Annotated in this window: 9 protein-coding genes and 1 pseudogene; 6 read left to right on the top strand and 4 right to left on the bottom strand. The window is 65.1% G+C overall.

The window, feature by feature from the left end; translation table 11 throughout:
- From VN047_RS08930 to VN047_RS08915, 4 genes are all read left to right on the top strand, one after another.
- Positions 1 to 180, top strand: a 180-nt coding sequence (locus tag VN047_RS08930) for an RsmE family RNA methyltransferase (protein WP_325541861.1), incomplete at its 5' end; no start/stop codon positions are given.
- Positions 181 to 342: 162 nt separating this feature from the next.
- Positions 343 to 2,259, top strand: coding sequence for a proprotein convertase P-domain-containing protein (locus VN047_RS08925; RefSeq protein ID WP_325541860.1), 1,917 nt, complete (start codon positions 343 to 345; stop codon positions 2,257 to 2,259).
- Positions 2,260 to 2,343: 84 nt separating this feature from the next.
- Positions 2,344 to 3,717 carry a glutamate--cysteine ligase gene (locus VN047_RS08920; RefSeq protein ID WP_325541865.1) on the top strand — a complete coding sequence of 458 codons (1,374 nt, stop codon included), beginning with the start codon at positions 2,344 to 2,346 and terminating at the stop codon, positions 3,715 to 3,717.
- 267 nt (positions 3,718 to 3,984) lie between these two features.
- Positions 3,985 to 6,258 (top strand): TonB-dependent receptor, encoded by a 2,274-nt coding sequence (locus VN047_RS08915; protein ID WP_325541858.1) that lies wholly within the window; start codon positions 3,985 to 3,987, stop codon positions 6,256 to 6,258.
- A gap of 36 nt (positions 6,259 to 6,294) precedes the next feature.
- Here VN047_RS08915 and VN047_RS08910 read toward each other — a convergent pair whose 3' ends face one another.
- On the bottom strand, positions 6,295 to 7,692 hold the full coding sequence (locus VN047_RS08910) for a methyltransferase family protein (protein WP_414712686.1): 1,398 nt from the start codon (positions 7,690 to 7,692) through the stop codon (positions 6,295 to 6,297).
- Positions 7,693 to 7,932: 240 nt separating this feature from the next.
- Here VN047_RS08910 and VN047_RS08905 point away from each other — a divergent pair, with 240 nt between their 5' ends.
- Both VN047_RS08905 and VN047_RS08900 read left to right on the top strand, forming a co-directional pair.
- Positions 7,933 to 9,159, top strand: a complete 1,227-nt coding sequence (locus VN047_RS08905) for a M23 family metallopeptidase (RefSeq protein WP_325541854.1) — start codon at positions 7,933 to 7,935, stop codon at positions 9,157 to 9,159.
- A 1-nt stretch (position 9,160) separates the two neighbouring features.
- Entirely contained in the window at positions 9,161 to 9,556 is a 396-nt protein-coding gene (locus VN047_RS08900; RefSeq protein WP_325541863.1) for a polymer-forming cytoskeletal protein, read from the top strand.
- 28 nt (positions 9,557 to 9,584) lie between these two features.
- Here the strand turns inward: VN047_RS08900 and VN047_RS08895 are convergent, their stop codons facing one another.
- The 3 genes and pseudogenes from VN047_RS08895 to VN047_RS08885 all read right to left on the bottom strand — a co-directional run.
- Positions 9,585 to 11,339: a sensor domain-containing diguanylate cyclase gene (locus VN047_RS08895; RefSeq protein WP_325541852.1), complete on the bottom strand. Its 1,755-nt coding sequence runs from the start codon at positions 11,337 to 11,339 to the stop codon at positions 9,585 to 9,587.
- Between the two features lie 53 nt (positions 11,340 to 11,392).
- Positions 11,393 to 11,695, bottom strand: coding sequence for a DUF1905 domain-containing protein (locus VN047_RS08890; protein ID WP_325541850.1), 303 nt, complete (start codon positions 11,693 to 11,695; stop codon positions 11,393 to 11,395).
- Positions 11,695 to 11,993: pseudogene (locus tag VN047_RS08885) on the bottom strand (ATP-binding protein); the annotation flags it as partial. The pseudogene VN047_RS08885 and the gene VN047_RS08890, both read right to left, overlap by 1 nt.

Below are 11,993 nucleotides of genomic sequence, written 5' to 3'. Positions count from 1 at the left end.
GCCGCGATCCTCACGGGACCCGAGGGCGGCTTCACCGACCGCGAGCGCGCGATGCTGCTCGACTGCCCGGCGGTACAGCGGATGGCGCTCGGCCCGCGCATCCTGCGCGCCGAAACCGCCGCGATCGCCGCTACCACCCTGTGGATGGCCTCGCACGGCGACTGGTCCGCCGGCGCCTGAGCAGCCCGAATTGTCCCGACACTGCACAGAATAGCGGCCCGCCTCCAGATTTTAACCCGATATTAGCTATGCGCCGCGTAAAGCGTCTCCATGCAACGGCGGGACCAGAGCCGATATTGCTGGCGTGGGGGCCGGCGTTTGCAGTCTGTGCGGGCCTGTTTGATGCTCGTCTGGCTGGCCTTTGTGCTGGCCGCCAATCCCGCCACCGCACAGACGACCACCACCTACAGCAATACGACCACGGGCGCGATCGACGCCGCGACGACCTGCGCCGCGCCGCTGGTGCGCAATTTCACCGTCGGCACCGGCTATACCGTCGGCGACGTCGATCTGGGCGTGCTGGCGACGCACAGCTGGCGCGGCGACCTGCGCATCACGCTGCAATCGCCGGCGGGGACGCGCGTCCAGCTCGTCAACGGCGATACCGGTTCGATCGACGGGAATAATTTCAACGTCCGCCTCGACGACGATGCGGCGCAGAGGGTCAATAGCGACAGCGCGAGCGGCAATCATTCGTCGACCGCGCCGCCGTACCAGAACAGTTTCAGCCCCGATTCGCCGCTCTCCGCCTTCAATGGCCAGAGCAGCGCAGGGACCTGGCGGCTCGAAATCTGCGACCAGTTTCCGTCATCCGACAACGGCAATTTCGTGCGCGCCGACCTGTACCTCACCAGCCGGCCGGCCAATTATGCCGACCTGTCGCTGACCAAGAGCGTCAGCAACGCCGCCCCGGCGAACGGCGCGAGCATCAGCTATATATTGAGCGTTACCAACGCGAGCGCCTCGCCCGCCACGGCGACGGGCGTCACCGTACTCGACAATCTGCCCGCGGGCTTTGCCTTCGCCGGCGCTTCGGGTTTCGGCAGCTACAACAGCGGCACGGGGATCTGGACGGTCGGAAGCGTCCCTCCCGGCACGACGCGGACGCTGACGATCACGGGCACCGTCAACGCATCGGCGGGCGCCACCATAAGCAACAGTGCCGAAATCGCTGCATCGTCGGTCATCGACACCGATTCAACGCCCGGCAACGGGGTCGCGGGCGAGGATGATCGTGATACGGCGAGCTTCACCGTAGCAGGGACGCGCGTCGCGGGAACGCCGCCGACCCTCGTCTGCCCCGTCGGCACGACGCTGTACGACTGGGACGCGGCCAGCTGGCCCGCGGGCACGACCAGCGGCAGCCAGACGCTGACGGCGATCGGCGCGACCAGCGTCAACATCGCGGTCAGCGGCGGCAGCTTCCTCAGCAACGCGACCTATGGCGGCCAGTCGCCGACGCGGCAGAATGTCGTGACCGGCGGGTTGTCGCCCGCGCAATATTCGATTTTCCAGCTTGTCGACTTCACCGGTCAGGCGGGCAGCGTCACCTCGACGATCCTGCTTCCCACGGCGGTTCCAGGGGCGCAGTTCCGGCTGTTCGACATCGACTATAGCGCCGGACAATTCGCCGACCGGGTCACGGTCACCGGCACCTATAACGGCGCGGTCGTCTACCCGGTGCTCACCAACGGCGTAGCCAATTATGTGATCGGAAACAGCGCCTATGGCGACGCGCTTTCGGCCGACGGCAGCGGCGAAGGCACCGTCACCGTCACCTTCAACATGCCGGTCGACGGCATCACGATCGAATATGGCAGCCACGGCCTCGCGCCAGCCAATCCGGGGCAGCAGGGCATGGCGCTTCACGACATACTCTTTTGCCGCCCGGCCACCAACCTCGCGATCGCCAAGACCAGCAGCGTCGTCAGCGACCCGGTGAACGGCACGACCAATCCCAAGACGATACCGGGGGCGACGATACGCTACTGCATCCTTGTCACCAACAACGGCAGCGGCACCGCCACGGCGGTCAATGTCGCCGATCCGTTACCTGCAAGCGCGACCTTCGTCGCGGGCTCGTTGCGCAGCGGCACGAACTGCGCCGGTGCGGCGACCGTCGAGGATGACAATGCGAGCGGCAGCGACGAAAGCGACCCGTTCGGCGCGTCGATCACCGCCACGACAATGGCGGCCACGACCTCGACGCTGACGCCCGGAGCCGCGATGGCGATCACCTTCGACGCGACGATCAATTGACAACCGGCTCTCTCCGCGCGCCCATCGAATAGAGCGGGTTCAACAGCCGATTGCATTCTGTACCGAACCGTCTAAATGCGCGAAATGAGCACGCGCACCGCCTCGGACAGCAACGATCCCATCGTCGAAAACCGCGACCAGCTCGCGGTGCCCATGATCAAGGGCGAAAAGCCGAAGGACCGCTGGCGCATCGGCACCGAGCACGAGAAATTCGTCTATCGCACCGCCGACCACCGCGCGCCCTCCTACGACGAGCCCGGCGGCATCCACGATCTCTTGATGGCGCTCACCCGCTTCGGCTGGGAACCGGTGATCGAGGGCGGCAAGGTCATCGCGCTTGCGGGCAGCGACGGTACGGTCAGCCTTGAACCCGCCGGCCAATTGGAACTGTCCGGCGCGCCGCTCGAAAACCTCCACCAGACCTGCGCCGAAACCGGCCGGCATCTGAAGCAGGTAAAGGAAGTCGGCGCCGAACTCGGCCTCGGCTTCCTCGGGCTCGGCATGTGGCCCGACAAGACGCGCGCCGAACTGCCGATCATGCCCAAGGGGCGCTACAAGATCATGCTCGACCATATGCCGCGCGTCGGCAGCATGGGGCTCGACATGATGCTGCGCACCTGCACGATCCAGACCAACCTCGACTATGCGAGCGAGGCCGACATGGTGCAGAAATTTCGCGTGAGCCTTGCGCTCCAACCGCTCGCGACCGCGCTTTTCGCCAGCTCGCCCTTCACCGAAGGGCGGCCCAACGGCTATATGTCGTACCGCAGCCATATCTGGACCGACACCGACCCCGCGCGCACCGGCATGCTGCCCTTCGTGTTCGAGGATGGCTTCGGCTATGAACGCTATGTCGATTACATGCTCGACGTGCCGATGTATTTCGTTTTCCGCGACGGAAAATATATCGACGCCGCGGGGCAGAGCTTCCGCGACTTCCTGAAAGGCGAACTTCCGGCGCTCCCCGGCGAAAAACCGCGCCTCTCCGACTGGAACGACCATCTCTCGACCGCCTTCCCCGAAGTGCGCCTCAAAAGCTTCCTCGAAATGCGCGGCGCCGACGGCGGCCCGTGGAACCGCATCTGCGCGCTTCCCGCGCTGTGGGTCGGCCTGCTCTACGACCAAGGCGCACTCGACGCGGCATGGGATCTCGTCAAGGGCTGGGGCATCGAGGAGCAGCAGAGGCTGCGCGATGCGGTCCCCAGCGAAGGCCTCGACGCCCCGGCCCCCGGCGGCGGCACCGTCGGCGAACTCGCCCACCGCGTCCTCGACATAGCGGCTGCAGGTCTTGCCGCGCGCGGCGAGGTCAATTCGATGGGCGACAACGAGGTCGGCTTCCTCGAACCGCTCCGCCGCATCGCCAAGAGCGGCAAGTCACCCGCGCACGACCTGCTCGATCGCTATGAAGGCGCATGGGGCGGCGATCTTTCGAAAATCTACGAGGAACTGAGCTTCTAGCCTCGTCCGTTTCGGGGCGGGAAGCGGCGTCTCGCGCTTTTCCCTTCGTCGTCCCGGACTTGAGCCGCGGTGACGAGACAAGAAATGCCATGTTTGGGTCGAAAACAGCCATCCGGATCCGCCCCGAAAGTGCAGCAATTGCGCAACACTGCTGACACGAAAGTCAGCGGTGCGCGCTTCGACGATTGATCGCACGCGCGCGGAAAGCCAAAGAGCCTTTGGTTTTTCCACTCTCCCATCGTCAACTCTGTTTCAGGAAGCTCGCCCATGCGCCACTTTCCTTCCACTATCGCTATAAGCGTTGCCCTCGCCGCGTCGGCATGGGCTGCACCCGCCGCCGCCCAAGAGGCCTCGACCGCCCCCGTCGCCGAAGACAGCGGCCTCGGCGACATCGTCGTCACCGCGCAGCGCCGCGAGGAAAGCCTCCAGGACGTGCCGGTGGCTGTCTCGGTGCTGTCGGGTAACACGCTCGATGCGATCACCTCGACCGGTTCGGACGTCCGCGTGCTCGCGGGCCGCGTCCCCAGCCTGAACATCGAAAGCTCGTTCGGCCGCACCTTCCCGCGTTTCTATATCCGCGGCCTCGGCAACACCGATTTCGACCTCAACGCCTCGCAGCCGGTCAGCGTCGTTTACGACGACGTCGTGCTCGAGAACCCGATCCTCAAGGGCTTCCCGATCTTCGACCTCGACCGCGTCGAAGTGCTGCGCGGCCCGCAGGGCACGCTGTTCGGCCGCAACACGCCGGCGGGCATCGTCAAGTTCGACACCGTCAAGCCCGGCAAGACCGGCGGTTATGCGCGCGTCAGCTATGGCCGCTATGGCACATCGCAGGTCGAGGTCGCGGCGGGCGCCGCCGACGACAACGGCTTCTCGGTTCGCCTGTCGACTTTGTTCCAGCACCGCGACGACTGGGTCGACAATATCGCGACCACGAAAAAGAACGATCTCGGCGGTTATGACGACATCGCCGCGCGCCTCCAGCTCCAGTACGAGAACGGCCCCTTCACGGGCCGCGTGACCGGTCAGGTCCGCATCTATGACGGATCAGCGATCATCTTCCGCGCCAACACGCAGGTACCGGGCAGCAACGAACTCGTCGGTCTCGGTGGCGCGGGCACCGAATTCGAGCGCGACAAGGTCTGGCAGGACGGACTCAATTTCCAGAAGCTCAACACCTACAACGCCGGGCTGAACCTTGAATATGATTTCGGGCCGGTGACCGCCTATTCGATCACCTCTTACTGGAACGGCAATTTCCGCAGCCGCGGTGACATCGACGGCGGTTTCGGCGCATCCTTCCTGCCCGTGTCGGGACCCGGTCCCATCAAGTTCCAGGCGCAGAGCCAGGACAATGTCCCCAGCCTCGACCAGTTCACGCAGGAAATCCGCATCGCGTCGAACAACAGCGGCGGGCTCGGCTATCAGTTCGGCGCCTTCTATTTCGACGAGAAGCTCGACATCTCGAGCTACGAATTCGCCGGCCCGACCGACGCCACCCCCTCGGCAATCGCGATCCAGCGTCAGGACAGCGAAGCTTACGGCATCTTCGGTTCGGTCAATTACGCGTTCGATAATGGCCTGAAATTCCAGGCCGGTGCGCGCTACAACCACGACACGCGCGATTTCGTCGCGTCGCGTCCGGTCGAAACCCGTCCCGACTTCGTTCTCGCGCCGGACCCGAACACGCCGGTCCCGCCACAGGCGGCAAAGGTCAAGGGCAAGCTGCTGACGTGGGACGCCAGCGCTACTTATGAAGCATCGGATGCGCTGACTTTCTATGCCCGCGTCGCGCGCGGCTACCGCGCACCGTCGGTGCAGGGGCGCCTGACCTTCTCGCGGACGATCTCGACCGCCGATCAGGAAGAGACGATGTCGTACGAAGCAGGGATCAAGACTGCCTTCCTCGATAACCGCGTCCGCTTCAACCTGACCGGTTATTTCTTCGACACCAAGGATCTTCAGCTCACCGCGGTGGGCGGCACGTCGAACGCCGCCAGCCTGCTGAATGTCGATGCCAAGGGGCATGGCGTCGAGGCCGAGTTGCAGGCAGCACCGGCGAAGGGCCTGACCTTTTCAGTCGGGGGGGCGTGGAACGTCGCAAAGATCGACGACGCCAATGCCTTTGTTGCGGGTTGCGGCTCGCTGGCGCCGTGCACGGTTCTCGATCCGGCGCGTCCCGGCAGCCCCAACATCTTCTCGATTGACGGCAACCAGCTGCCGCAGTCGCCGAAATGGACGGTCAACTGGACCGCAGGCTATGAAATCCCCGTCGGCAATGGCGCGATCTATGCCTTCACAGACTGGTATTACCGCTCGAAGGTGCAGTTCTTCCTCTATCGCTCGGTCGAATTTTCGGACGACAAGCTGATCGAGGGCGGCGTGCGCGTCGGCTATCGCACCGACCGCTTCGACATCGCGGCCTTCGGCCGCAACATCACCAACGACGCGTCGCCGACCGGCGGCATCGATTTCAACAATCTGACCAGCTACGTCAACGAACCCCGCATCTGGGGCGTCGAGGCAGGCTTTAAATTCTGAGGATGACGACCCGCGCGGGAGCCTGTCCCGCGCGGGTCACGCCACCGGCCCGACGCGTTCGTCGGGTTCGAGCCGGATCAACGGCCGCTGGCGCCCGGTGAACCGCGTAAAAAGGCGCGGGACGAAGGCATTGTCCTGCGCCCAGTTCCAGTAAGCGACATAAGCGGGATCGGCGAGGAGATGCTTCTCCTCGGTCTTGGCCCGCCAATAATAGATGCTGCTGACGAGCCCGAGCAGGATGACGTTGCGCGCGCCCTCGACCCAGCCGCCTGCGGTGACGAGGAAAGGCAGCGAGCCGATCCACCAGGTCATGTTCTTCGAGATATAGGCCGGGTGGCGCGTGAAGCGGTACGGGCCGTGGGTGATGACGCCGCGATGCGTGAGGTTCGAAAAGCGGATGCCGAACGCCATCGTCGCCCAGCTATAGACCGCGGTCAGCGCGACGAGCGCGATACCCCAGGCGATCAGCAGGCCGTCGTGGCCCTGCAGCCAATATCCCCAGTCCGATCCGTTCACCTGATAGTCGAGCGGGCCGCCGTTCATCAGGATGAAGGGCGGGTAGCAGACGAGCGCGGCGACCCACGCCATGCCATAGGGGTTGGCGGTGCGGATATGCGCGTCGAGCGGTTTCAAGGTCAGGATATAACCGACCGTCGCGATATGGACGTCGACCAGATAGAGGAAATTGATCGCCCAGAGGCCGGTCATATAGGGATTGGCGGTGACCTCGCTCATCGGCACGGTGACGAGCGACGAGAAATTGCCGGGCACGATCGACAGCATGAAGGCGGTGAAAAACCCCTTCACCGCCCAGGCGCGGAGGTGATGCCCGATGGCGCGGCCGTCGACCGGTTGCCCCGGCGCGATCAGCCAGCGTCCGAATTGCCAGCAACCGTCGCGCGGCTCCACCATCCGGCGGTCGAGCCACAGCATATAGGGAACGGAAACGAGCAGCAGCCAAGGTGCAACGGTTTCAAGCAGGTTCATCGAAAAGGCGTAATTGCCCTCCCAATAATAGCGCATCGTCGCGTAAATCAGCGCGATCAGCCCCCATGTCGCCCACATTCCGGCAAGCTTGGTCAGGCTGATGTCGAGCGTCTCGCGCCACGGGCGCCGCTGCGTCCAGTCGATTCCGGTCGACGGATTGCGATGCACCTTGTCGACCAGCACCGACCACAAAACCATCGGCACACCACAGGCGAGCACGCTCGCGATCGCCGAATTGGGCCCGCTCATCGGACCCCGGCTTCCCCATTCGATGCCGAAAAATCCCGCTATCCCGGGTGCGAACCGCGCGATCAGCAAATAGCTCACCAGGCCCGCCAGCCCGACGATCCCGACCCCCGCACTGACCGCTGAACGCGGACGGACGCGCGCGGCCGGGGATCGGTCGACTGTCGCCTCTTCGGCGCCGGCAGGAGCAGTTTTGTCCATGATAATCACCGCTTAGCCCTAACGGAAAATGGTAAGCAAGCCGTCAACGCAAATAGCCGATTCGGGCGCGGATTCCCGCCAAAATGGCAGCATTTCCCCCCTCTGACACCGTTCACCGCGCGATGGTTTCGATTCAGCCCGAGTCGCCCTTCAAAGATTCGCGCTGCTGTGACCTGCCTGATAAAGCGCGCCTCAATCGGGGCGGAGGGTCCCACATAACAAACAAGATGGGGTCGCCACTTGTCTTCGAAAACGACGGGCCTGCGCAACTTGCGCCAGCGCGTTTCTGCGCTGTTTCAGGACCATGAAATCTTTGTTCGCACGCACGGCCATGTCCGGTTCCTGCGTGTCAGTGCCGTCTGGCAAAAACGCGTCGCGCTGATCGCCGGGGTTGTGCTGTTCGTCTGGGCCGGCGCCACACTGGCCGTGCTCGTCAACCAGTTCCTGAGCTCCGGCGAACGCGCCGCCGTTGCGCAGCAGCAGGCCGCGGCCGCCGCGTCCGAAGCGCGAATCGCCAAATATCGGGACAATGTCGCCGAAACTGCCGCCGATCTCGAAGACCGGCAGGAACAGCTCGAGGAATGGTCGAAAGTCCATTTCGGCGTCGAGCCCGTGGCAGTCACGCCGGCAAGCGGGGCGGAAGACGCCGCGCCGGCCGCCGGAAAGGCGCCGCTCAAGACAAGCATGCGCGCAAACGGCGCGATGATCGATCCGAACCTGCCGCCCGAAGCGCAGATCCTTGCCCGGCTCGAAGCACGGCAGGAAGATTTCGCGACGCGCCTGCTCGCCGCCGTCAACGAACGCGCGACGAAAGCCGAAGGCGCCGTCGCCAAGCTCGGGATGAACCCCGCCGCACTGGTCCGCAATGCCGCAGCCGGGCAGGGTGGTCCTTTCATTCCCTATCGCAGCCGCAACGGCCGTGCGAGCTCGCTCGGCAAGTCGTTCGCCGCGCTCGAAAGCGCGTTGTTCCGCATGGAAGTGCTCGAACGCACGCTCGTGGCCATCCCTTCGGGCCAACCTGCCAATGTGCTGATGCTGTCGTCGAGCTATGGTTATCGCAGCGATCCGTTCACGGGCGCCGGCGCGATGCACTCGGGGCTCGATTTTCCCGGCCCGATGGGCAGTCCGATCCTCGCCGCCGCGCCCGGCCGCGTCGTCTTCGTCGGGCAGAAATCGGGTTATGGCAATGTCGTCGAAGTCGATCATGGTCAGGGCATCCTGACCCGCTACGCCCACTTGTCGGGCTTCACATCCAAAGTCGGTGCACAGGTCGCCGCGGGCGAGCAGATCGCCAAGATGGGCTCGACCGGCCGCTCGACCGGTAGCCACCTGCATTTCGAAGTCCGTTTGAACGGCGTCGCGGTCAACCCGCGCCGCTTCCTGGAGGCCAAAGCCGATGTTCTCGAAGTCAAAGACGACGCCCGACAGCGAGTCGGCTCCGTCGCTGCCGTCCGTGGTGCCCGCTAAGATGGCGACCGGCGCGCGCCACACCACCTTTTCGATCCTCGGATCGGATGTCGTCGTTACCGGCAATGTCGCCGCCAGCGTCGACCTGCACGTCGATGGAAAGATCGAGGGCGACCTGAAATGCGCCAACCTCGTCCAGGGCGAGGCGAGCGAGATCAAGGGCGCAGTCGTCGCCGACACGGCGAAGATCGCAGGCTTGCTCGACGGATCGATCGAGGCCAAGACGCTGATCGTCCATGCGACCGCGCGCATCACCGGTGACGTCGTCTACGAAAACATCACGATCGAGAATGGCGGCAAGGTCGACGGCAAGCTCAGCCATCGCCGGCACGGCGCCGCGAAAGCTCTGCCGCCGCTCGAAGTTGTCGAGAACAGGCCGGCAGCCGCCGGCGCCTGATCCGCCGCGCCGCGCGCACGCCCGGCCATCAGTTCGAAACCGCAACCTCGCGGTCCGCCGCACGCGCGGGCACGTCCCGGTGCCGCTGGACCACGACCTTGTTGCGGCCGCCGCGCTTGGCATCATAAAGCGCTTCGTCGGCAAGCCGGTAAAGCTGCTGGAAATCGCAGGCAGGCCGGACTTCGGCCACCCCGACGCTGGCGGTGACCAACCGGTCGCCCACGGTTTCATGATGATCGCAGGCGGCGATTCCGCGCCGGATGCTTTCGGCGAAACGGTTGAGGATAATTCCTTCCATCCCGATCGTCAGCAGGCCGAACTCCTCGCCGCCCAACCGGGCGACGGTGCACATCGGCCCTTCCCACCGTTCGATCCGCTGCGCGATTCCGCACAGCACCACATCGCCCGCGTCATGGCCATGGACATCGTTGATCGATTTGAACCGGTCGATGTCGACGAGCAGCAGCGCAGCGGGCAGATTGTCGGCGCGCGCCCGGTCGAGAAGCGGCGTCACGCTTTCGACAAAACCGCGGCGATTGGGAAGGCCGGTCAGCGGATCGCGCCGCGCGAGTTGCTGCGCCCGCGCTTCGGCGCTCCGCGCATGGTCCCGCTCGATGCGCAGATGCGCGAGCCGTCGCGTCGCCGCGGCCGCGAGCCACAGCGCCTGCCAGGTCGCGGCGACAAGGACCGCGAGTTTCGATCCGCCGCCCCAGAAACCGTCCTCGACATCGACGATATTGATGAAGGCCAGCACGGCCATCGGCAGGCCCCAGGCAGCAAGGAAATCGCGCGCCTCGACCGAACCGCGCCGCCACGCCCAGCCCAGACAGACGGTAACCACGAGCAGATCGGCGATGACGACCAGCCCCAGAATGTCGGCCAATACGCCAAGGCTGCCGCCGCGCGTGAGCGCAAGCGGAATGCCCGCAAGACCGACTCCGAGCCCGAATGTCAATACGGTCGTCCGGAGCCAGGAGGGTACCGTGTCGCGATCGACCGCCGTCACCGCGCTTACCGTCGCAAGAGCGATCGCCAGACAGGAGAGGAAAGTGCAGATCTGCGCTGTCACCGTGCCCGCGATTGCGGGCAGGAGCGCAAGAGGCACTTGCGACCAGAAGCCGCCCCACAAGAGCATCGTACCCGACCAGGCTGCCTGCCAGGCCAGATACTGGCGGCGCACGGCGAAGGCGAGCGACAGGCTGTAGATGCTGCTGACGAGCAGCAGGGTCAGCGCCGCGCCGACCGCCGCCGCCATACCCGCAGACTGCATTCCCGCCTCGTCCTTCGGGATAATCCGCGCACGGACGAACTGGTGGCCCGAAAGCCTGTCGAAGCGCATGGTGACTGCGGTCAGCGGCGTACCGCGATCGGGCGCCTCGAACAGGATTTGCCCGCCGGCGCGCCAGCGTGATCCATAATCGCCCGCCCGCACCTGCTGCCAGCGCGTTGCGCCGTCGGCGTAGGAGAAGGCAACCGCCAGACGGTCGAACCGCGAATGATGGACCATCAGCGCAAGGTCGCGCCGTAGCGTGCCATCGTCGATGCCGGCACGCAGCCAAAGGCTTCCCTTTTGATAGCCCGCCGGCGTTCCGTTGCAGGAAAAAGGCAGCTTCTCGAGGCTGTCATCGGGAAGCGCCGTGCCGCTTTCGGCGTGACAGAAATCGCGATCGACGTCGAGCGGCCTGGCGTTCGCCGGAGGGCTCGACAGGCCGAGCAGGGTCACAGCCAGCGCGAGCACAAGCCGCCCGCAGAGCCTTGCCAATATGTCGCCCGCCGCAGTCATCCGCGCGGTATCGCATCAATGTGTTGGAAAAGCTTTACCAAAGGAATCGGTCCTCAGCGCGCGTCGGGCCGGCCAACCCGCATGTGGACGGCGATACGGTCGCCCAAGCCGATCCGCTCGGATTTCCGGACCGCAACCTTGATGGGGAGCAGATAGCCCCCGTCGCGCGGAAAGAGCGACGTCGCGAATTCGGTGGCGCCTATCCTGACCACCACGGGAACCGCGCCCCAGCCGTAGCTTGCCGTCATCGCGGCGTAGCGGATCGCGCCGATATGCGCGTCGGGAACTGCGGCGAAAAGAAACGGCGCCGGCCCGCGCCATTCGATGATCACCGCCTCGAAGACAATGTCTTCCATCAGTTCCTCGGTGCCTGGCGCCGATAACCGAGAGCCTCGGCAATATGGATGCGCCCGACCGTTTCGGCGTCCCCGAGATCGGCGATCGTCCGCGCCACGCGCAAAATCCGCGTATAGCCGCGCGCCGACAGCCGCATCGCCTCGGCCGCCTGCGCGAGCAGCTTGCGTCCTGCCTCGTCGGGAGTCGCGACCGCTTCCAGAAGTTCGCCGTCGATCTCGGCATTGGTCCGTGCCTTGTGCCCGGCATAGCGCGCAGTCTGGACGGCGCGCGCCGCCGCGACGCGCGCCGCGACCTCGG

It is taken from the genome of Sphingopyxis sp., from assembly GCF_035565275.1.
GTDB lineage: Bacteria > Pseudomonadota > Alphaproteobacteria > Sphingomonadales > Sphingomonadaceae > Sphingopyxis.
The sequence above is the reverse complement of the archived record's forward strand: the minus strand, read 5'-3'. Positions and strand labels throughout refer to the sequence as shown.